The sequence below is a fragment of the Pseudoalteromonas sp. OF5H-5 genome, assembly GCF_021530695.1.
Lineage (GTDB): Bacteria > Pseudomonadota > Gammaproteobacteria > Enterobacterales > Alteromonadaceae > Pseudoalteromonas.
Window position 1 is genome coordinate 13,211 of the sequence record NZ_JAKGBF010000010.1, and the last position, 23,214, is coordinate 36,424.

Genomic DNA, 23,214 nt, shown 5'->3' on the forward strand with positions numbered 1-23,214 from the left:
TTAAAAACACAGAATGAATGGAAAATTGATGCTTTCAAAACAAACGCTAGAATCCAATCGCGTTAAGCTCACTCCGCTTGAAGCCGCGCATTTACCTGAGTTATTGGCTCGAGGCAAAAAAACTGAGATCTGGAAATGGGTATTTAATAATTATTGTCGCGATCAAAAAACCATAGAGCAATGGTTTTACGGCTCTGCGCAGTTTGACGAAAGCGAACAACTTGTTGTTGCAATCATAGATAAAGACTCAGGTAAACTGGCTGGTAATAGCCGCTTGTTTAGACTTGATAAACTCAACCTAAGTGCCGAAATCGGCCATACTTTTATTGGTACTGAATTTCAACGCACGCATGTTAATACCCACGCCAAATACCTGTTGCTCAAATATGCCTTTGAAGCGATTGGACTGGTGCGTGTGCAATTTCAAACGCATGAATGTAATCATAAGTCTCGTAATGCCATCGCTCGACTCGGTGCCCATTTTGAAGGCTTGTCGTTAAAAGATAGACGCCTGCCCGACGGAAGTTACCGTAATACAGCACGATTTGCCATCACTGACGAGATGTGGCCTGAAGTGAAAGCGAGGTTGGAGGAAAAGTTATGAGCTACCCAAGAAACTACTACATTGAAAGCAACCCAAACATACTCAGCTCTGTGATCACAAAACACCCGCTGGCCACGCTGACGGTGATCCAGGAAGGCAAGATAAAGACGGTTTTTGTACCGCTAACATTAAGTGATGACCATGCTTATTTGCTCGGACACGCTACAAAAGACAACCCGATTTTTCACACAGGTGGTGTTATTCAAGCAGTTTTCCACTGTGAAGATCATTACCTCTCACCCACGGTTATCCCTGCCATTAAGCTCCCCACGTGGTTGTACGCAAATGTGATCGTTGAAGGTGAGCTCGCACTTATTGCTACTGACGATGAAAAATACGCGTCAATGCAAGCGCAAATAACGCATTTTGAGCAGTTTTCAAATAGTGATTGGCAGCTTGATAGCGTGCCTGCTAATCAACGCCAATCGCTGTTTAACGCCATTAACTTTTTCAAGATTAAAATCAATACGATGCATGGCGCTTTTAAGTTAAGCCAAAACCAGTCGAGTGACATTCGCGAAAAAATCAGAACACATTTAACGTCATCCAAAACAATGTTAGCAAGTTATGTGTGTTAATTACTAAACTCATACTACATTCATGGTTGAAGTGCTTGAATCTTACAGACCAGCAAGCAATTTCTATTTCAATGCGTTATTTCAAAAACCTAATAACAAAATTTATTTTGATGATGCAGAAGTGGCCCGGCCTAATGGCGCTGTTGGCTTTTTGCAGTGGTATAGCGAGCTTTATTTTAGTTGAACGTAAAGAGTCGTTTTCACAGATCATCGCTCTGCTTTTACTCACCAGTTGGCTGTGGCTTATTATTGATAACTGGCTTCGCGACCAAGTGGAGCAACGTTTTGGTATTGTGTTGTCACCCAACTTTATGCGCTTTGCCCTACAAATGGTGCAACAGGAAAGTCTATTCTTCGCACTGCCTTTTTTCTTGGCTGCCACAACATGGAATCATCCACAGGCCGCGTTTACCTGCTTAATTGCACTCTGCGCGTTTATCTCCGTTGTGGACCCGATATATTACAAAAAGCTAGCCCGGCACAATGTGCTGTTTATGGTATTCCACAATTTTGCTTTGTTTGTTGTGATTTCAGTTACGCTACCTATTTTGCTTCACCTGACAACCGACCAAAGTATACAAATAGCGCTAGTCACCGCCATTATTCTTACCCTACCGAGTCTTGGTAATGTCATGCCACATGCAAGATGGTGGCGTTTTCCCTTATTGGCTCTGCTGCTAAGTGCACTTAGCGCTGGTTTGTGGCAGTTACGTAGCTGGGTTCCCCCGGCGGCCTTACGACTCACCGACATTACGCTGGCTTATGAAGTTGATAGGCAGCAACGAAAGCCAATGAACAGTATCCAACACCTCGATACCCATTCGCTTCACGAACAAGGCTTGTATAGTTGGAGCGCGGTAAAAGCACCACGGGGACTAAACGAAAAGATCTTTCACGTGTGGGTACACAACAAGCAAGTGGTTGACCGAATCCCCTTAAATATTAGCGGTGGACGCGAGGAAGGCTATCGAGCTTGGAGCCATAAGAGCAACTTTCCCGCCGACTCAACAGGTAAGTGGGAGGTGCACGTTGTCACCAGTTCAGGACAACTGATTGGCCTAACAAAATTTACTGTATCTCCTTAGGAAATTTTTAAGGAATTACAATCAATTATCGAAATCTAGGCGCGGTGATAGTGTTATTATGATATGGTTAAGCGTCCCTTTTCTTATTCAAGGAAGTCTATGACTGATTTTTCCGTTTTACCGGACGAAAACTCGAAGCGATTTGTTGCTGTGCTCAATAAAAAAGTTGAACTTGGTCGACTTTTTAATGCGCTTGGCCATATGACCGCTGGGCTCATTGACCAAATTGGTAATACTGATGAGCTCTGCTTTTTACCGTATCAAGACAAAGATGGCGGCATTCACCCTTCGATTTCGCACTACCCTTTTATTGTGCTTAAAGCAGATAACAGTAATAAAATCAGAAAAGTGCGAGCAGAGCTTGTGGCTCGTAACATCCCCTTTACCGACTTTACAAATACCATGATTGTTGGCACATCCGAACAGCAAGTAAGCGCCACCGCTGAAACACCAGAGCAAGACTTAGAGTACTTTGGCATTTGCATGTTTGGCGATAGCGCGGAGCTTAAAGAATTTACAGGGAAATTCAGCTTGTTTAAATAACCTGAGGTTTATTTTTGGTATCACTTACTTTGGTTGTAGTTTAGGTTTAATTTATGAAACGATTTTCAAGTATTGCGTTGGTCATTGTTGTATTACTGGTCATCCTTAATATGAGTAATTTGCCTTGGGAGTTAAGATTTGCAGCGCCTCAGCATAATTACCTTTTCGTTATGATACTGGCCATCATCTTGCCCGCTTCAGTGTTGCTGTGGTCGTTATGTCGACGCACCAAGTTACTCAAAGTGTCTGGCTTCTTAGTCGCTTTGGCAGCAGCAGTGCCGAGTTTCATCGTATTCATCTTTGCCGCTGGTGATTATTCCGAGATCAAACAAAGCGGCGTTGACAACTCCTTTGCCGAACTTAATCGACTGAATGTCAATGACGATAACTATGTGCTTTACCGAACCGACCGCGGAGCCACCACCTCATATGGTTTAGTTTTACGCTTAGAGCGAGAAATCGGATTTGGTATTCATGCAGTAAAGGTCGTTCACAGCAAATACAAAGCCGCAGAAGGTCAGCTGGAGTTGCTTTCTGAGAGCCAAATAAAAATGCAGATCCAGCCTTATGATACGCAAGACCAAATGGAAGTGGTGGTGTTAGATATTTAAAATGCTTTCAAGGCCGCAGCGTAAAGCACATGATAAAAGCGACAAAATCGCTGTGTAAAACAGCTCCTACCCTGTAGTGAAGTCATGCTTGTAGGAGGCGATTCACTCGCCGAGCAGTTTATGTTTTCTAACGAATTTTTGATGAAAAATCCCCCTCATCTCACCACCCAAAAATTCAATATAAAAACAACAAAGTCGCTGTGTAAAACAGCTCCTACCTCAAGGTGAAACCAAGCAAAAAGCCGATACTGGCTTTTTGCTCTTCACATTTAACACTGTTAAATAATTGTCTTACGGGTTCTTAGGCGATTAAAGTTGACGTAAACCTCTTTACCACAGTCTAATTTAACTGTGAAACCCGAATACTCCTCTTTGATTTCAATGAGTTTTTCATAATTCTCTTGGAAGTAGGTTTGCGTCGGGATGGATGCGTCTTTAAAGCTGATAAACGCGCCGTATGCCCCTTCTATGGTGGTGTCGCGGCTAACTTCAATCCAATCAAGTGCACGGTTTACATAACGGTATACTGGATTTGCTTGACCAAGGCGTTTGCTGTCGTAACTGCCGTCGTATTTTAACTCGGTATTCCACCAAGTTTGGTATTGAATGGTATACTGCGCAGTAGTATAAGGAAAGGCAACACGTTCCTTAGCATCATCACAAGTATCATTAGCATAAAACTTACCTGCAATGGCACCTAGAGTGACATAACTAAATAGTCCAAGTGGGGCATTTTGTGCAAACAGTAAAGGCGATGTGAGTGAACGCAATAGCGCCAACTTGCCTTGTTCGGTAAGACCAGACTCACGCACTAGCTTCGAGGTGATCTTGTGTGGCGCTGGGGCGTCGAAGTCTGGTGTAAATGGTTCGCCATCAAGGCTTGCGGCAAGCGTCCCTTTTAACCCCAGTTTTTTGAGATTAGCCAAAGAGTTTCGCGACCAGTCAGACATCAATGCTTCGCTATAATTCTGCTTGGTGTCCGTGCCCGTCACCTGCACTTTAGCTGTGGGAAAATACTGCTTAGCAAACTGAAGTAGCGCCTTTTCGGAGCCTTGCCAATAACCATACATGGTGCTTGGGTGCTTTAACGTTTTTTCGTAGCCAGATGACTTTTCACACTCGCTAACATCTGGGATCGCGTTGATTTTTAGGTTAGTACCAACTAAGTTCTCGGTATCCTTTCCCGTATCGTTAATCGCATCTTCCCACTGGCTGAGCAGCTGCCAAGTTGCTAAGTCTGTAGAGCCAACCGCCTCATTATTCCAGTTAATTTCAAAGCGGTGGATTTCGTCAGGTAGCTCAAAAGCTTTGACTCTAAACTCTGTCACTATTCCATAACTTAACGCCCCGCCTCCGCGTAGTGCCCATAAGAGATCTTCATTTTCAGTTTCAGATACCTCAACTCTCGAACCATCTTGCAAAATAACAGTCGCACCAACGAGTGACTCACAGCACATCCCTTTTGCTCGCGTCCACGGGCCCCAACCACCGCCTTGAATATACCCAGCTAACCCAACCGTGGCGCAAGTGCCATGTGGAATGGTTAACGGTGGAATATCCTTGTAACCAGATTCCGCAAGCTTTGGGACTAATTGATAAAAGCGATAGCCCGAACCAATATGGGCAATATAATCATCGCCTTCTTTCTCAATGGAGAAGTCTTTTAAACCGCTTAAATCCAGTAGCACCACATCTGTGCCACTACACTCCCCTTCGTGATCATGGCCGCCAGAGCGCACCCGAATGGGTAAGTTAAACGCTATCGCCTCTTGATAGGCGCGCATTACATCATCAGTGTTATTACACATCACAATTACCGAGGGCGAAAACTGAAATCGTGTGTTAAAGATAAGCGCTTTAGCTTGATATTCTCTAAAGCGCTCCATCGAAGTATCCCCCGTTGGCAATAAAGTAAGCAACTGCTTTGCAGAAAAGCCATGCTTGCTTTCTAACGCGAGTATAAATCCTTGTGTCGCGCGCCAATAGCGGTCGATACGCTTTTGTGCTTCTTCTAACTGATATTCAGGGATTGGTTTATTGGATTGTTTAGGCATTGTTGTTTCCTTGCGCTGTGCTATTTCCACATGGACAGTCGTCCACTTTGTTACCCGTAATGGCTTCGGCGAGATCTTGTATCGCCGGTGCGAGATCTTTTTTATCAATATTGACTTTAATGAGGTACGGCTTACATGAGTTTTCATGAAGCGCAGCAAAAACCCCATTTAGATCTGCGACGGTCTCTACATGCAAATATTCAACAGAATACGCATTCGCTAATGATTTATAGTCCCAACGATGCAGATCATCAAATGGTGCAAATGCGCCCGCAGGAGTAAACGCACAGATATCAACGAACGACTGCTCAATTGCATACACTTGGTTACTCATAACAAACACTGCAGTATTGAGTTTGTTATGGCTAATGGTAGACAGTGTTTGGCACATCATCATAAACCCACCGTCGCCGGCAACCACAACACTACGTCGATTGTCAGCCAAGGCTGTGCCGAGTGAACAACCGGTTTCATGACCTAACGACCCCCAAGCCGCGTCACTAATAAAGCGACTTTCTTCAATACCAGTTAAACGAGCCGCCATATAAAGCGAAGAGCTTTCACCTAAAATAAGGTTGAAGTCACGCACCTTTTGGCATTGGGCTAACTGCTTTTGGTATGTGCAAAAGAATTTTTCGTAGCTGATGGTATCGCAATCTTGTACGGGACTTTTCAAATAGGGATTTTCCGGCAACGAGCAAAGCGCACGATGCTGCATCGGGTAATGCTCAACATACACCGTTAAATCATCAATAAACTGTGCTAAATCGATACCACTAAAACGCTCGCAGTTACCAATTCTTGCTTCGCCCATATTCACGCGGATCAATTCGTTACCTTGCGTTTTTAACATGGTCAGGTAGTCATCGGTGAATATCGCTCCCAACGCTAAAATGCAATCTCGTTTGCTAACAAAGTCAAACGTTTCAGGCCATGATGCTTCACCCGCGTAGGTGCCAACAAACAACTCCTTCCCAAGCCCTTGCGCCTCACTTAATACTGATTTGGCTAGCGTGGTCGTGGTATACGGAATATTGAGAGTACAGAGCAAGCTCTCGACTTCCCTTTGTATGCCAAGCCGCGTGATCTCAATGCCTAATAATACCAATGGCTTCTCAGCCTCTTTGAGCCGGTTGATTACTTTATCGAGTAAACTTGCCATCATCGCAGGATTAGATGCAGGTTTTGGGATCACTAAATGGCCATCTGGTTTATCACAAGCTGCACCCCACACGTTTTGCCATGCTTCTAGATAAATAGGCCGCTTTTCACTCATGGCAAGGCGTAACGCATTATCAATAATCTCAGGAGCAGAAGCAGGATCCGAAAGAATTTCACTGGCGACTGTGACGCTTTCAAACACCTTTTTATCAGCGCTATAGTCACCGGTAGAGTGATGAAATAACACGCCTGTTTCTTCAATATCTACACGGTTTTCAGCCGATGGGCTTGCCGATATAACGACAACAGGATTACGCTCGACATAAGCGCCGGCGACGGCGTTTAATACGCTGAACGTGCCAACGCCGTATTGCACAGACACCGCGCCAATACCTCGGTATCTTGCATATCCATCCGCCGCGTAGCCTGCCCCTAGTTCGGTTACATCGCCTACAGCGTCAATACCTGGAAAGTTGTCCAGTGCGGTCATAAACTCTTGCACATAGTCACCAGGCACTTGAAATACCTTATCTAGGCCCAACTGCTTTAACCGCCACAGTAAATGGTCGGCAACCGTAAAATTAGCGGTACTCATGATTAATACCTCGATAAGCGAATTCAGTGACTTCGTCCAGCGTGTCCGAACTGGCATTTGGCTGTTGCGCTGAATGCTGACACGAGCAGCCACCTTTACGGCAATCTACTGGTAAGTAATTGTGGTGTGACTCAAGCCACTGTTCATACTGGGCTTTGTCTTTGGATAACCACTTCGGTGTTGGTAAAGCAAAGAACTCAGCCAATGTTGATTCAGCCGTATTTAATGCTCCTTCTACCCAGCCTTGTTCATAGGAGTATGCTTCGCCAACAATATAGATTTCTTCACTCGCAACCGGGTGCCGCATTCTGCACATGATCTCATCGAGACGATAATTGGCTTTCCACTCATGCCAGCCACCGCCATAGGGGTCATCCCCCCACTCTTGGTAGATTGCAGAATATGGCATTGGGAGCGCTTTTTGATTATGTAACGCTTGAATTTGGCGATGTGCCGCTTCAACCATCCCGGTGGTAATTTGATACTGGTTTTTAGGTACTATCTCATTTTCGGTATAACCTTGTGCACCATAGGCTGGCATATAGCCTTGGTAATGCTCACCCTTTTCTAAACCTTTCCAGTAAGGAATAGTGCCAATATCATTGTAAGAAGCCATTAGCAGCGAGTTGGTATTGGGCTCACCATAGGAGTGCTCTACTTTACATACCTGTTCGCCTTTTTCATTGGTCTCGTATTCAAGGCATTCTTTTTGATCGCATTCCGTGCCCATGTAATAAGTTTGACGGATTGGTAAGTCAGTGACAGAGCGACCAGCAACAAGGCCTAAACTGCGCCACCAAGGTTGCTCGTATGCCATAAACATCTTAATCGCTTTTTGGATAAGTACAGACGGAATGTTTTCTTTCAACCAAGGGTCATCAAAGAACGGCGATTCAATCAGCTCAAGCGAGCGCCTTGGCATAGCCAAAATAAGCCGCTTCACTTTAACGCTGTACGCTGGAGCATCTTTATCAACCACTTTCCCACTGCTATTCAATTGTGTAGGTTGAAAAGTGAGTTCATAACGATACTCGCCACAATCATGCAGCTCAATTTTTGCAAGTCGATGCAACATATTAACGCGCTTACAGCGGTCAAGGCAGCCCGGTGCCGCTGCAAACTCTTCACATAACTTCAGCGGTAACGCCTGAAAACCATCTTTTAGGGTCTTAAATACCGTATCATCGCTATATTCAGTGGCAGGCAACTGAGTAACCGCACTGGCATTCGCCACATTAGCATCGTAGCCCCCCGCTTCTTTCATAAAAAGGTATGCTTCGTTACTCAACACATGCTCAAGCAAGTTCCAAAAGCCAAAGCGCCAAATTTCCTTGCCAAACACTTTGACTTTCATCTGCTCTGCAAGAGACATGTCGGCAAATCCCGGGCAGATGAGGTTCATGACTTTAACTTGAAGATCTTCCGGTCCATAGCCTCGCTCTGTTTCTTCAAGCTGGTATGGGATTTTATCTGGACACTCGGCGAAATCACGATATCTAAAATATTGCCCTCGCAGGTAAAAGAGGTTGTTTTCACTACCTGCTTCAGGGGAGCTTTCTGCATTTGAAGGGTATAACGGCAGCTTTGAGCCCATTGGGAAGTCTTTGGTTTGGAGTTTTAGCTCATCCACCAGCGTACTCACCATCACATGATCCTCAGGAATAAAGCGCATTCCACCAAGCTCAGCCACAACGTTGGGTAACCCCGGAAGCGTGCGACTGTACAAACGACCACCGATACGATCGCTATATTCAAATAAGCCTATGCGATGTGTATCACCAAGCTCTTGTTGCAGACGCCATGCACTATAGACACCTGATACACCGCCGCCCACAATGGCAATATCTAGTTCTTTATTCATTTTAATATGCTCCTTTAAGCTATTACTTTAAAAGCATATTTAAGGGTAGTGATTTTATCTATTACACCGAGTTACAACAGATTACAGAGACATTACAGCAACTACAAAAACCACTTTTCACTAAATCAATATAGATATGTAACCCAATGTTTTAGCTTAGCTAATCGCATTTATTTTGATTAACGCAAATGCCGTGCAAACGGCAATGACTCAACTCGGTGAAGAAATCCGCATAGTCCTACTTACTTCTTATTCCGCCTAAAAGATGTTTATTAATTAAACAAGTCACTTAGCATGATTTTGGTTTTCTTTTTCACCAATTAGCGCTGACTCGATTAAAACAATTGAAATGAAAGTTTCACAAAAAAACTTCTAAAAAACTCAATTTTTACGCAAACAAACATTGACCTTACCACCGTGGCAATCTTTACAGTTATTTAACTTAGCAGATTCATCCTTAAGGTGAAGTTGACTTTTTATTAACCTCACTTTGTTAGTAGGGCATGGAAATTAATTACTTCGTGCGTTACCGCTTTGGCACATGCTTGTCGGTAAACAAACTAATTAGGCCGTTACTCAAAGGTATTAAACACCTTTAACACAACTACAGATAGAGACTAACGAAATGAAATTAAAAGAAAAAATGGTTGGAAAAGTAGAGCAAAAACTCCTAGAGATGATCCGTATGGATGTCGCTGAACACTACCCGACTGTCTCCGCCTTTTATCTAGAAGGTGGGCATTTTGATCCGCGTTATTCCGCTACCGAATTCTCAATAGATTCAATGGTAAAGGTGTTAAATGTTGCTAACAACGCGATTCTAGAGCACAAGAAAAAACTTAAAGTGGTGCTTGGCGTGTTGATAGACGATCTGGGCTTACAGTGCGGTAGTGAGTCTTGTGATATTTCTGCATCCCCAGCAATGACCACCGACAGCCAAGGGCTTGCGCCATTACCTGACGAGCTAGAAGCCGTATTAAGTGATTACAGCATTGTAAAACGCGACCGCTTAGTACTTCAGGGTGAGCGCAATTGTAAAAACCGTGGGATCCAATCTTTACGTAAAATCATCTCGCAAGATTTAGCAAGTTTCCCACAATTGTCACTCGCAACGAGCAACGGTGTAACTAAAATTCTATTCGAAAACAGTAAGGGAGTAGACATCGTTTTAGCTGAATCAAAAGATAAGGATATATGGACTGCAAAATGCCCGCTTATCATGGCGCAGCACTATAAAGACACATACCAAAAAGCGCTGAAAATGAACCCTCAAGCAGGGGTATTCCACATTATGGACTTCTCTGAAATGGATGACTTTCACAAAGTCGTGAACGGTACTGAAGTAGCATTAGGACTTTTCCTACAAGACGAAAGCCTTGGCGACAATATCGTTAAGATCTCCAATATCTTCTTGTCTGACTTTGATATGGAAGATTATTCCATTAACACCCAAACCAGCACCCTAGCCGAAGCTTGCGAAGCGTAACGCACGCATTTATCCGCTTCAATTTGACTGTTGCCCCAATTTTATACGGAGATTTTTTATGTCACTCATTACAGCACTAGAGAGTAAGTCCACCACGGAAGCGTCGCTACGCTTTCCTATCTATTTAGACCATAACGCCACAACACCGTGCGACGAAGCTGTGTTACAAGCCATGCTACCTTACTTTTGTAACGACTTTGGTAATGCTGCGAGCATGTATGGTTTACATGGCTGGAACGCCCATAAAGCGGTCGAACAAGCGCGTGAAAAAATTGCAGATGCCCTTGGTGCACAACCTGAAAATTTTATCTTTACTTCTGGCGCGACTGAAAGCAACAACTTAGGGATCCGCGGCGTGTTTCGTGCTTGTAATCACAAAGGCAAGCACATTATTACTTCGTCGATTGAGCACCCAGCAACGCTTGCAACACATAGAGATCTAGAACAGGAAGGCGCTCGCGTTTCTTATCTTGAGCCGCTACCAGATGGCAGCTTTGATATTGACGCAATGAAGGCCGCAATCACGCCTGAAACGATTTTAATCACCGTGATGTACGCAAATAACGAAATCGGCACCATTAATCCAATCGACGACATTGCCTTTATTGCAAAGCAACATGGCATTCTATTTATGTCTGACGCCACACAAGCGCTAGGCAAGGTCGATATTAATCTGACCACTTGCCCTATTGATATTTTAACTTGCTCGGCACACAAAATTTATGGCCCTAAAGGGGTTGGCGGCCTGTATTTAAGACATCAGCATGGCAATAGAGTGGTTGATATTAGACCGCAGATCACCGGTGGTGGAAGCGAGCAAGGACTACGCGGTGGCACGTTAAATGTGCCTGGCATTGTTGGTTTTGCCAAGGCTGTAGAACTTGCCCAGCGAGAACTGAGCAATGGCGCAATTGACAAAGTTGAGCAGCTAAGAGACAAGCTAGAAGATGGTTTATTGGAGCTACAACAGGTGCAAGTCAATGGCATGAGCGAAGAAAGACTCCCCCATGTTTGTAACGTCTCTTTCCATGACACCGACGGTAAAAAAATGCTGAGCCTATTAAAGAAAAGCATTTCAGTCAGTACCGGCTCAGCTTGTTCGTCAAGCAACCTATCGCCAAGCCACGTATTAACCGCTCTTGGGCTATCGGATGAACTGGCACAGGCAACCATCCGCTTTAGCCTAGGCAGGCATACTACAGAAGCCGAAATTGACTTCGCACTCAACAAAGTTAGAGAAGTCGCAGCGCTAACTTTACTCGTTTAAATAGTACTAAATTATTCCAGAACAAATACTTAAGGAGAAAAATATAACAATGGAAAACCTATCAAATTTAGCCAATGCACTTGATTACTCGGACATTATTCACCTTGAGTTTTACGTGCAGGAGCAGCTTGCAAAGGGGAAAGAAATTTGTGATTTGATCATTGGAGATTTTGACACGCAACAATTTCCGATGCCCGACTACCTTACCGCACAGATCCAGCAAGCCTACGAGAACAAGCATAACGATTATCCCCCGCTTGAGGGGGTGTTATCACTTCGCGATGAGGTAGCAAAACAAACTAAAAAGCGCTTTAACGTCAGCTACAACCCAGATACGGAGATGCTGATCTCTGGCGGTGCAAGACCTTTGCTGTATTCTGCGATGCTCGCCACAGTGAGCGCAGAAGACAAGGTGATCTACCCTGTGCCTTCTTGGAATAACATGTTTTACACCACCATGTGTGGTGGCAAGCACGTGCCAATTGAAACCAGCGAAGCAAATCAGTTTTTACCTACAGCGGAACAGCTTCAAGCGCATATATCTGATGCGCGCCTTATCACCTTATGCTCACCACAAAACCCTAATGGCTCCATGTTTTCAAAGCAACAGCTCAGTGAAATCTGCGACATGGTTGTGGCAGAAAACGCGCGCCGCAGAGCGATAAACGCCAAACCACTCTACGTTATCTACGACCAAGTGTACTGGATGCTGACAATGCAAGAGGTTGAGCATTATCATCCGGCGTCGCTTTGCCCAGATATCAAGCCTTACTTAATTGTGGTTGATGCTGGCACCAAAGCTTTTGCCGCAACAGGCATTCGAGTTGGGTGGGCGACAGGCCCACACGAAGTGATAGCAAAAATGCAGGTGATCCAAGAACATATAGGTGCAATGGCTCCAACGGCAGAGCAACTTGCCACCGCGGTGTTATTTCAAAATGAAGCCTATCTACAAAGCTATTTAGCCGGCTTTAAAGAAAAAATACTAACCTCAATGGCGGTACTGCATCAGGGTGTTCAGGATATGAAAGGCGCAGGCATAGCAATCGATTCATTTATACCAAATGCCGGCATTTATATGACCTTGAAGATCGACGCCATCAATATGGAAACCCCCGATGGAAACGTACTCGAAAATGCAGATCAAGTCAGTCGGTATTTAATTGATAGCGCAGGATTAGCACTGGTGCCATTTGCCAGTTTCGGCTGTCGTTCTAAAGCGTCACAGCTTTGGTATCGCGCTGCCGTTTGTACGATTTCACCGAGTGAAATTGAAGCGGCGCTGCCAAGGTTACAAACTGCACTGCTCGCACTAACCGAGTCAAAACTATTACTCGAAGCTTAGCGCTATTCTACACAACAAAAAAGCCAGTCTTCATCATTAAAGACTGGCTTTTTAACGTTTGGCTATTCTAACCTTCGGCTACTTTAGGCTATTTTGGCAAAGCCCATCTAAAATTGGACAGTTTGCATTTTCGTCACCACTACAGTTGTCCGACAGCTGTTTCAAGGTCTCGCGCATTTGCTGAAGTTCATTGATTTTATGCTCAATCTCATTCAAATGATGCTGCGCTATCGATTTGACTTCACGGCTAGTACGGTCTGGGTTTTGTAATAAATCGAGTAAAGATTGGATCTGCGCAATAGGAAACCCCAATTTTCGTGCTTGCTTTATCACACCTAGCAATTGTAATTGTTGCGAGTCGTACAGCCGGTAACCCGCTTCACTTCGTTTGCTGCACTTTAGTAACCCGCTTGCTTCATAATGGCGGATCATCTTTGCCGAGAGCCCAGTACGCTGCGCGGCTTCGCCGATTGTGATCAGTTTTTCCATGACGTTTACTCCTTTGGTTGCCAACGTTGCAATAACAACGCATTGCTAATGACTAGTAAACTACTGGCCGCCATCGCCGCACCTGCAAAAATAGGGTTAAGGTAACCCAGTGCTGCCAATGGAATGCCAATGACATTAAAGATAAATGCCCAAAATAGATTTTGCTTGATTTTGCGATAGGTTAATTTTGCCATCGCTAAAGCAGATGCCACTAAGCTTGGCTCGCCACGCATCAGCGTCATTGCCGACGCGCTTACCGCCACTTCCGTACCGGTAGCCATTGCGATACCAAGATCAGCCTGTGCCAGCGCTGGGGCGTCATTGATCCCATCGCCGACCATTGCCACACAGTAACCTTGCTGTTGGGCATTAGCAATATACTCAGCTTTGTGCTCTGGCAGTACTTGCGCTTTATAATCGTCCAGTTCTAGCAATTTAGCATTGTACTGTGCACTACTTTGGCTGTCTCCGGTCAACATTGCAACTTTGATCCCTTGCTGCTTAAGCTGTTTGACCGCTGTAAAGGCATGAGCTTTAAGCTCGTCAGTAAAGTAAAATAGCGCCAAAAACTCGCAGCTCAGTTCACTATTTTGGCTTACTAACCAAGATAAGGAAGCACCGGGTATTTCTTCTGGTAGCGCAGGCAAAGTTAAGCCTAACTCTTGCATCCAAAAACCGCTCCCCAAATAGACTGTTTTATCTTGGTATTGTGCTTTAACGCCTCTACCCGCTACCACTTTAAAGTCGCTTACAGGGAGTAATGACAATTGCTTTTCTTGTGCTTTGTTTACCACCGCCTTGGCAAGCGGGTGTTCGCTGTATTGCTGTAACGATGCCGCCAGCTGTAACACATCGTCTTGATGATACGTAAAAGTGTGCATATTGCTAAGCTCTGGTTTGCCCACCGTAAGCGTGCCCGTTTTATCAAAAATTACCATATCGATGGCAGTTGCTTGCTCCAATGCACCTGCATCCTTTACTAAGATCCCATAACGCGCGGCAGTGCCAGTACCTGCCATAATCGCGGCAGGTGTTGCTAAACCAAGCGCACACGGGCAAGCAATAACAAGAACAGCCACCGCATTCAGAATACCCGTTGGCCAATCTCCTGTGCTGAGCCCCCATGCAAAAAATGTAATGAGCGCAATCACCAATACCGCTGGTACAAATACCGCACTCACTTTATCCACCAACGCTTGCACTGGTGCTTTCGCGCCTTGTGCTTGCTCTACCAAACGAATAATTTTGGCTAGTGTCGATTCCGCGCCAACACTGGTTGCATCCACTTCAAGCACGCCATCAAGATTCACCGAACCACCAGTAACTTTATCTGTTTGTGCTTTATAAACAGGTACGCTTTCACCGCTGATAAGCGCTTCATCTACCTGTGAGTGACCTTCAACTACAACGCCGTCAACCGGTATACGCTCACCAGGTTTGATCAGTAGTCGTTCGCCGCTTTTTACTGCCGCAGCTGGGACTTCTTGCCAACTGTTATCACGCCAGACCATAGCCGATGTTGGCCTTAAGCTTTCAAGCGCTTTAAGGGCGCTGGTTGTACGCCGCTTGGCTCGGTGTTCAAGATACTTACCTAACAGCACCAAACTCAACACGGCACTGCTGCTTTCGAAGTATAAATGTGGAGCGCCATGCTCACCGCTGAATGTCCACCACAAATACAGCGATAGGCCATACGCTGCACTGGTACCGATGGCCACCAGCAAATCCATATTCCCCGTCCCCGCTTTTATTGCTCCCCACCCGGCACGATAAAAACGCGCACCAAAATAAAACTGAACAGGTGTTGCCAGTGCCCATTGCATCCACGCCGGGAGCATCCAGTTTTGGTTAAACAACATGGCAAACATGGGTAGCACCATAGGTAAGGTGAGCGTCAGTGACGCCACTGCTGGGAACCAATCAGCGCGATAAAAGGGAGTTGCGGCCACTTGTTCGCTTAACTCATCCGAGTCAGCTTGTGGCTGTACCACAGTGTAACCGGCGTCGTTAAGCTTGGCTTCTATTTCAGCGAACGGTAATTCTGCCACTAAAGTTAAGGTTAGCTTTTCAGTCGCTAAATTGACCTCGGCTTTAATTACCTGCGGTAATGCTTGCGCTGCCTTTTCCACTCGGCTCACACAAGACGCGCAAGTCATGCCTTTAACTTGATATTGCACTTCACTGGTATTGACCTTGTAGCCAGCATCTTTAACCGCACTCACCAACGCCGATACTTCCGCACTGCCTTCAACAGACACCGCTTCCAAGGCTAAGTTAACACTGGCGCTGACAACGCCAGACACTTTCTCTAAGGCTTTCTCAACTCGGCCAACGCACGAGGCGCATGTCATGCCCGATACATTAAATTTTATTACCTTGTCCATTTCTATCTCCGCAAACGCGTTAATTCTCATTGTTGGACACTAACCCTTACCCTCATGGTAAGGTCAAATAAAATTGTTCATTCATCTAACAGAAGCTTATTGTTAAATAGTAGTTGACCTTACCATCAAGGGAAGCTTCACAGTGCAAGCACTTTAATCCACAAAGGAAATAATGATGTTAAGACTAAGAGTAGAAAAAATGGTCTGTGGTCACTGTGTAAAAGCAATCACAGAAGCAATGCAAGCGGCTGATAGCCAAGCGCAAATGAATGTCCGCCTAGACGATAAAATCGTTGAAATTTCAAGCACTAAAGGAGAAGACGAGGTTATCGCTATTATTCGTAATGCAGGCTATAACGCAGAACTCATCAACGAAAGCTTTGCCTAACTCCCAGAACTTATCAATCCAAGTCGACCCAAACCACTTTGCATTAGTAAGGTGGTTTATCCACTCACTTCCACCTTCATTGCCACTCGCACCTGTTTTATACAGCTCACGTTAATAAACGCTCACAATAATTCACACTTTGACAAAGCGCAGACAATGCGGAAAAATTACGCCATTTGTATTAGGTGAAATCAATACAACTGCGACTAAAGGAATAATTTAAGGACAACACAATGAGCTTTATCGGCGCCGGTGCAGGCAGCGAAGCCCAGAGCGTGCAATACAATGTCGACGCGCAAACTGCCAAATTACGAACCTCAGGTTCAGCTTCTTGGCGACACAACAATCCAGCCTTACTGCCATTGAATATTAGTGCAAAGCGAAATCAAGCGCTGGGACAAGCCTACCGTATTGCGATATTTCCCGACCGTGCTGCGGGAGAGCAAGCCTTTTTAGAAGAAATCGAAAGAGCCAAATACGGCGATTTTACCTTAGGCCAAATGGTCAATGCGTTTATTCCTGACTACATCATCGACCCACCACAATGGGATGAACAAAACCAAACGGCTGTTCTACCCCATATTGAGCCAATAACGGGAATGGATGTCAATCTGCCTATTAGCGATCCACAAGCATTCTTAGACTTGGTAACCCTTAAACTGGGTTGGCAAGTAGGAACTGAGAGTGATGTTGCCAGAGATTTTGAAGCCGAAGCCAGACAAGCAGCTATCGTTTCAAATACCAATGTTCTCATTAACGGTAGAACCGCTGTGCATAGTGGCAGCGGCGGTGTGTTAAGCACAGTAGACGTATGTTTGACTAAGATAGGCAAAGTGGTTGTGCCTATTCCTTATAGCAACATCGCCCGCTCATCAGACGCCGCAAGCGTTGCCAGCTCAGTAAAAATTCAAGGTAACGGTGCAGCCAATATCAAGTCTAACTTTTCAAAAAGTACGGGAGACCAGCCCGGTAATAAAAAAGGTATCGCTAGTCGAACATTGGGTAAAAAAGCAGAGTTTCTGCAAGGCAGCTTTGATGTTTACATCGAGGGAAAACCGGCGGTTAGACAGGGAGATTTAATGGTATCTAATAATAAAAATACGCCCCCCGCACCATTAAACCAACCCGGTGGTGCCACTCCTGCAGGCCTTGATGTAGTAATTGGCGCAGAACCACTAAGCCAAGACGGTACGAATAAGATCAATATAAAAGTGTCGGGCAGTAGTAAACCAAGCGATGAAGAGGTGAAGATAGGATGAGCCACACTTTACCAACCAAAACCAATGCTAACGGTAATTTTAGAGAACTTGTTTTTGAGGGTTATGCAAGCGACAAAGAAGTGGTCTCTTTGATGCTCAAAGACACCTCGGTTGATGGCACAAAAGAAGGCTATTATAAGGTCCCCCTTTACACTTCAAACACGGTAGATCAACAAAGCAGCGATGCCGACATTGAGCTGGTTCACATTTATCCATTTTTATACGACACGCCAGAACAACAACTACAATCGGCCTCTCCGGTAACCAGCGGATTTATCTATATTTATGTCGATGGCTATTTATGGCGTGAACTACAAGTTATCGAACCTGAAGACTTTGACGCTCCGGCGCTATTCTCAGATGTAAATTTGTATTGGCAAAAAGGCTTTTTAAGTTGGAAAAAGTCGGCCAATAAGCCAAACACTCGACCGCAAGGCACGCGTGCAGCAACCTGTAAGCCAACCAGCAGTATTCTCGTTCCGCATAAACTAAATGGTAACGAAGTAAGCGTAGAAATCGCGTGGTCCGAAGTGCAGTGGTCGTGGGAACAAATCTTGTTGTTTGGCGGTTTTAATGAGCAGGATCCACGCTTAAATACCGGCACACCACTCGCTGACGAAGAAAGACATTGCCCCGCCCCAGGAGATGCAACAGCGCTCAGAGCACAGCGCATGACGAAGCTGGATAACTTAGGGCAATTTGCCACAGGCTATAACGACCAAGGCAAAGTAGTTAACACCCCGACACTTCATCAAAAGCTGCACCTTCCAGAGCGCGATAAAATCGCCCAAGTGCCGATTTTTGACGGGATCCATGTGGCTCGATATTTCATCTCACAAATTCAAGATCTCACCACGGATATTCAGCATTTACTCAACAAATTATCAGGGTTAGATAGTGCAACCGGTGAAATTGATCTGCAACAACAAGCTAAGTATGAACTCGCCAGCTTTATGGTGCAGGTTTTTTACCATCAAGCCGATTCGATTTTAGATAAAGACATTGAAATTCAAGGCAGTGGAGAGACTCTTGTAGAATCTGATGAAGATGCGGTCGACTTTGCCAATAAATTAAAGGACTGGCGCACTTCTCATTTAGAGGAAGATAAGTTCTTTAAGTTTTTGGAAGAAAAGGCCTTCCAAAAACTTGCTCGTCGCATTGCAGAAATCTCTGACGAGCTAGTCGAGTTCTTAAATCAAGAATCTCTTAGTGCAGGTTTTACTGAGTGCTTTAAAGACTATGCCTACCAATCAGATCTGAGGTTCTTTGAAGCATACGACTTAGTCACCGATGTATTTCTCGCGTTAAAGCCTCACCCAGCCGCACCGCTTGCACACCTTAATACAGACAAAGAGTTTTGGCATGAGTTAAGTTCAGGCTATCAGGGGCAAGATTTTATCCTGCAATGTCTGGGTCAACACCCGACAAAACCAGCTAAGCAAATCACTCAATTTTTGTTTCCAAAGCCCACAGGCGACAAACTACACGACTACGAAAAGGCGGAATATGATCGCTTTGCATTGCCTTTAACTAGCGCCAAAATACAAAAGATCCATGATCAAGAAGCCGTTTTGCCACAAGAAGAGAGTGAGCAAATGGGGCGCCGCCTCTCCCAAGTGATTATGGGTTTAGCAGGCAGTTTATTCGAAATTCCAGAGGCCGCTTATAACCTCTCTACACATCCGGGTACGCTTGGGGAACAAAAGGCCCAAACTCGAGAGGCAATGGATGCAACACAACATGAGATAGCGCAGTCAGAACAAGCCCTTATCAACGCTGAAAGAGAAAAAGCAAAAGCATTTAAAGAGTTACAAGAAAAGCGTGCTGAATATGAGTATAAGAAGAGTGTGCTTGAAAACTTAACAGAGCAAGAACATGGAATGAGCAGAGCGCAGCTTGATCAACAATTAGAACTGGAACGTGCGCGTCTACGAGAGTTAGAGGCTAAATTTGCTAAAGCAAAAGTTGCCGTCAGTCGTTCTAGAAAACAGGTCAACTCTTTTGTGAAGGTAAACAATGCTTGGAAGAAATATCCGTTTGCAAAACTCATTGATGCAAAAGCAGATGTGCTGCAACCTTTGATGCGCTTGGTCGATATCTCAGCACCTGGGTATTTAGTTGAAGTGGAAATGAGAGTGCAAGATTACCTCAACGGAAACTTTCCTGAAGGGTATATGCCACTTGATCCTCAGTCTCGAAAATTGGCTGCAGAAAAGCAAATTAAAGAACTCAACCAAATTATTCGCGGCAGTAATAAACGCAAAATAGACGTTGGATATAGAGGCTCTAAGCTCAAACTATCGTTAGAAGACGTACTAAATTTAAACAAACGACTTGAGTTTCTAACCCAGTCTCTCAATCAAGCGGAAACCATCACAACGATTGAAAGCAAAAACAAATCCATTGCATATTTGATAAAAATTACTGGTGCTGATGTCTCTGCCAAGTCAGCAGAATCAACAGCCCAAGCAATATATGATACGGCTGTAGAAGAGGCAAAACAATATGCAACAGAGTTAGATAATCAACATGCAACACTTAAAAAGTTATCTGATAGGCTCGCAAACTTACAAAAATGGCAAAATGCGGCTGTGACCGAGTCTGTATCTGGGCAGTCATTAAAGGGAGGAATGGCGGGTATACTCGGTATTGTATATATCTTTGAAGTCGCTAACTTTCGACAAGCCTTTTTGAATTGGGATATGAGCGGAGATAGAAAACTCGTTGACTTCATGGGTAGTATTGCTGATCTAGCAGCGATTCATTTCTCTACTCTCTCAATGGTCACAGAGATGAAAGTTGGGTTACCTAGCCTGCGCCAATATCAAAAATTTCAACAGTACAAAATGGCGAAAGGAAATCTCAGCGCCGTTCGTAAGTTTGGTCCTGAGTTTGCAAAAAAAGCAAACATCATTACATGGACAGCTAGATTAAACCTCTTAGCATCTGCATATAGTGCCGGATTGTCAGGCTTTGATGCCTATTACGCGTTTAAACGCGGTGACTCTGGTGGCGCTGCAGGCCTCAGTATTGCAACAGCAGGCTTTGTCGCGCTAGCAGTTGAAACCGCGCCAACCATACTTGCCACGATCACCAGAGGCGTTATTTTAAACCCCATGAGTAAACTGGGCTATGTAGGACTCATTCTGGTATTACTTGGATATGGTATTTATTATCTATTACGCGATGAACCGCTGGAAGCCTGGATTAAAGCTTGCCCGTGGGGCAGTGACGCATATGGGGGTGGCGAGCGTGATTGGTTTGGTGATAACCCCTATTACTGCTGGAAGACAAACCCTGAATATGCACTTCATAGCCTCTATGATCAGTTATTCTCTCCAAAAATAGTTAGCGACGTATCTGTTGTACAATTACACACACCTTCTCGGATATATGACAAGGTAACCTCCAAAGGCAAGTTCCAAGTTGCAAAGTTTAATGTGCAAATACCAGGTCATATTCCAGAATCAGAGCTTGGTTACTTAGACATTCAGCTGGACATTCGCCCACTATTAGCTGGAAAACCTTGGAGCTCATTAATTGCTGTCGCACCCACAGGACAAGCTCAAACGGCGTTGGATTACTTTTGGCAAAATACCAATATCTTTGTTAATTCTAGTTTAACGGGTTTAATTATTGAATTTGAAGAAAGTGCTCTTTATCCCTATTTTGATAAATTCAATCATTCTAAAATTCAAATTAGAATGCGGTGTCGAAAATATCCTAGAGGTAAAGGAGCAACAATATACTCAGGTTCATCTCAAGAGTTAAAGTTACCTGCGTCAGAAAGAGACGAAGAAGGAAAGATAGATAAGCCAGATCTTTGGGCTGAGCAAGTCATTAACGTCGAAATCGAAGATTATGGCATGAGCCCTGCTGGTGTGTTGCAGCGACTCCTAAATTAACTAAAGGCTACCCATGAGAGACAAGTTAAAATCCAATCAATCAATTCTCGCTTTTATAGCTATTTTGGTAAAAACAATTGTTGAAAAGGTGATGGAAACTGAGGGTAAAAAGGAGACGCAAACGTTAACTCCTTCGGTGCCTGTAAATAAGGTAGTGCATGATCGGCCAATAGAAGAAACACCGCTACTAAAAATAGAGGACTCGATACCACGAGACTTTAACATTAGTAAAGGCATGCAAAAAGTGGCTGTAAATAGTAAAGCAGACTTTGTCTTGCAAGATAATAACGTGCTCTCATCGAACCTACGTATCGCATTAGGCGGAGCTGACTTTGCGCGAGCAGGGAAACTTGCGAATATCGTTTTTGCTTATATGGCCTCAATATTTGCGCTTGTTTGTCTCCCCGTATATCTGAAAGAGTCTGAGCCTCATATCCTTTACCTTATGATTGGGTTAGTGGCGTTTGCAAGCTTCGTTTTTTATCGAGTTCACAGAATTAAACACCATACATCTGAGATACTACGGGTAGACTTCTTTCGAAATACTGGCCTTGTCACTTTTCCCATTGGCAATAACGAAGGGAGCTTCTCGTTAACACTTGATGAAGTTGAACTGTATATTGTAAAGGTCTCCTCGGGTAAAGGTGTGAGGCATAATCTCGCGTTTTTGGCTCCACAGCGATACCCAAAAACACTTAAGCGCCAGACACTTTATTCAACCGATTGGGAGCCAAAGGATATGGACAGCAGCGTGCAGTTGTGGAGTGAAATCCACCGTTTTATGGATACCACTCAGCCCATACCAAGTTCGTTTTATAAAGGTTGGCAAGAAACGATAGAAAGCCCCTATCTTGACCACCAAGACCATATTCAAATATTAGGCGAAGATTTAGTAAAACAAGCCCCCTTTTATGACCTAAAAAATAACCGCCCACTAGATAAAGAGTTTTGGTAATACTCGAATTAATCTCTATGACAAGGAGTTTTTGTGACAATAAATAAGTTAATTAAGAAATGCGTTGAGCATATTCTAGATGAAGGAACGCCCACTCGTGCAATCAGTGATGTGAGTGTGCAAAATCAACAACCCAAATATGGTCAAGCTTATCAACAACAGCCGCAACAAGTAATACGGAATGGTCAGCAAGTTACGATGACAAGATCTCAAGTTTCAACAAAGCGAGAGCCCAACCCAGTCGCTGAATTTTTGATTAAAGCCATTGTTATTTTGATAGGCATCTTTGCAGTTGGTGCTTTATGTTTCGATGCATATTATTTAAATAAACGAGGCGACAATGCAGCAGTCGGCTTAATGATGGCAGCCGTTGGTGTGATGTATGGGTATCACTTTATTATGGCAAAGCTTAGCGATTACACTCAGCTTGTAAAGACATCCCGTTTTGTAGGATGGGGCTTAAATGTAGCAGGTACGTTTTATAGCCTATTTATCTTTGCTGATTTGCTGTCTGACTTTCGCGGGCACTCAGAGGATCAAGTAGCCCTTATCATGGCTTTCATCAATATCGTTTTTATAGGACTTTTGTTCTTTCTAATGCAAAAGATAAAACAACCCACAAAGCAAATTGATTAAACTCCTTG

18 protein-coding genes are annotated in these 23,214 nt (G+C 44.3%); 13 read left to right on the forward strand and 5 right to left on the reverse strand.

What is annotated here, in order from left to right; translation table 11 throughout:
- Positions 1-28: 28 nt before the first annotated feature.
- The 5 genes from L1271_RS15035 to L1271_RS15055 all read left to right on the forward strand — a co-directional run bounded on the left by L1271_RS15035 (position 29) and on the right by L1271_RS15055 (position 3,421).
- On the forward strand, positions 29-604 hold the full coding sequence (locus L1271_RS15035; RefSeq protein ID WP_010603638.1) for a GNAT family N-acetyltransferase: 576 nt from the start codon (positions 29-31) through the stop codon (positions 602-604).
- The gene (locus L1271_RS15040) at positions 601-1,182 is read left to right on the forward strand and encodes an FMN-binding negative transcriptional regulator (RefSeq protein WP_235368182.1); all 582 of its coding nucleotides are present in this window, start codon (positions 601-603) and stop codon (positions 1,180-1,182) included. The genes L1271_RS15035 and L1271_RS15040 overlap by 4 nt, the downstream gene beginning before the upstream one ends.
- Positions 1,183-1,253: 71 nt before the next feature.
- Complete coding sequence (locus L1271_RS15045) at positions 1,254-2,267, forward strand: DUF5924 family protein (protein ID WP_010603640.1); 1,014 nt, start codon at positions 1,254-1,256, stop codon at positions 2,265-2,267.
- Positions 2,268-2,366: 99 nt separating this feature from the next.
- Positions 2,367-2,810 (forward strand): DUF2000 domain-containing protein, encoded by a 444-nt coding sequence (locus L1271_RS15050; RefSeq protein WP_102058465.1) that lies wholly within the window; start codon positions 2,367-2,369, stop codon positions 2,808-2,810.
- Between the two features lie 53 nt (positions 2,811-2,863).
- Entirely contained in the window at positions 2,864-3,421 is a 558-nt protein-coding gene (locus tag L1271_RS15055; RefSeq protein ID WP_010603642.1) for a hypothetical protein, read from the forward strand.
- 278 nt (positions 3,422-3,699) lie between these two features.
- Here L1271_RS15055 and L1271_RS15060 read toward each other — a convergent pair whose 3' ends face one another.
- The 3 genes from L1271_RS15060 to L1271_RS15070 are packed head-to-tail and all read right to left on the reverse strand — an operon-like array spanning position 3,700 to position 9,092.
- Complete coding sequence (locus tag L1271_RS15060) at positions 3,700-5,475, reverse strand: FAD-dependent oxidoreductase (RefSeq protein WP_235368183.1); 1,776 nt, start codon at positions 5,473-5,475, stop codon at positions 3,700-3,702.
- A complete protein-coding gene (locus L1271_RS15065; protein ID WP_235368184.1) occupies positions 5,468-7,231 on the reverse strand; it encodes an alpha-keto acid decarboxylase family protein in 1,764 nt (587 codons plus the stop codon). The genes L1271_RS15060 and L1271_RS15065 overlap by 8 nt, the downstream gene beginning before the upstream one ends.
- Positions 7,218-9,092 (reverse strand): flavin monoamine oxidase family protein, encoded by a 1,875-nt coding sequence (locus tag L1271_RS15070; RefSeq protein WP_102058461.1) that lies wholly within the window; start codon positions 9,090-9,092, stop codon positions 7,218-7,220. Before L1271_RS15070 ends, L1271_RS15065 begins: the two co-directional genes overlap by 14 nt.
- Before the next feature lie 625 nt (positions 9,093-9,717).
- On the opposite strand from L1271_RS15070, the gene L1271_RS15075 reads away from it, so the two are divergent.
- From L1271_RS15075 to L1271_RS15085, 3 genes are read left to right on the forward strand one after another with little or no spacing between them, the layout of a single operon-like run.
- Positions 9,718-10,578: a hypothetical protein gene (locus tag L1271_RS15075; RefSeq protein ID WP_010369754.1), complete on the forward strand. Its 861-nt coding sequence runs from the start codon at positions 9,718-9,720 to the stop codon at positions 10,576-10,578.
- Between the two features lie 58 nt (positions 10,579-10,636).
- Positions 10,637-11,845: a cysteine desulfurase family protein gene (locus tag L1271_RS15080; RefSeq protein ID WP_235368185.1), complete on the forward strand. Its 1,209-nt coding sequence runs from the start codon at positions 10,637-10,639 to the stop codon at positions 11,843-11,845.
- Positions 11,846-11,894: 49 nt separating this feature from the next.
- Positions 11,895-13,190 carry a pyridoxal phosphate-dependent aminotransferase gene (locus L1271_RS15085; RefSeq protein WP_102058459.1) on the forward strand — a complete coding sequence of 432 codons (1,296 nt, stop codon included), beginning with the start codon at positions 11,895-11,897 and terminating at the stop codon, positions 13,188-13,190.
- 78 nt (positions 13,191-13,268) lie between these two features.
- Here L1271_RS15085 and cueR read toward each other — a convergent pair whose 3' ends face one another.
- Both cueR and L1271_RS15095 read right to left on the reverse strand, forming a co-directional pair.
- Positions 13,269-13,679, reverse strand: a complete 411-nt coding sequence (gene cueR, locus L1271_RS15090) for a Cu(I)-responsive transcriptional regulator (RefSeq protein ID WP_010369762.1) — start codon at positions 13,677-13,679, stop codon at positions 13,269-13,271.
- 5 nt (positions 13,680-13,684) lie between these two features.
- Positions 13,685-16,063, reverse strand: a complete 2,379-nt coding sequence (locus L1271_RS15095) for a heavy metal translocating P-type ATPase (protein WP_235368186.1) — start codon at positions 16,061-16,063, stop codon at positions 13,685-13,687.
- Positions 16,064-16,235: 172 nt separating this feature from the next.
- Between L1271_RS15095 and L1271_RS15100 the strand changes: the two genes are divergently transcribed.
- From L1271_RS15100 to L1271_RS15120, 5 genes are all read left to right on the forward strand, one after another.
- Complete coding sequence (locus L1271_RS15100; protein WP_235368187.1) at positions 16,236-16,451, forward strand: heavy-metal-associated domain-containing protein; 216 nt, start codon at positions 16,236-16,238, stop codon at positions 16,449-16,451.
- Positions 16,452-16,684: 233 nt separating this feature from the next.
- Positions 16,685-17,710, forward strand: coding sequence for a DUF4150 domain-containing protein (locus L1271_RS15105; RefSeq protein ID WP_102058456.1), 1,026 nt, complete (start codon positions 16,685-16,687; stop codon positions 17,708-17,710).
- Entirely contained in the window at positions 17,707-21,615 is a 3,909-nt protein-coding gene (locus L1271_RS15110) for a hypothetical protein (protein WP_235368188.1), read from the forward strand. The genes L1271_RS15105 and L1271_RS15110 overlap by 4 nt, the downstream gene beginning before the upstream one ends.
- A 13-nt stretch (positions 21,616-21,628) precedes the next feature.
- Positions 21,629-22,570: a hypothetical protein gene (locus L1271_RS15115; RefSeq protein ID WP_235368189.1), complete on the forward strand. Its 942-nt coding sequence runs from the start codon at positions 21,629-21,631 to the stop codon at positions 22,568-22,570.
- 33 nt (positions 22,571-22,603) lie between these two features.
- Positions 22,604-23,206: a hypothetical protein gene (locus L1271_RS15120; protein WP_130165878.1), complete on the forward strand. Its 603-nt coding sequence runs from the start codon at positions 22,604-22,606 to the stop codon at positions 23,204-23,206.
- Positions 23,207-23,214 lie beyond the last annotated feature (8 nt).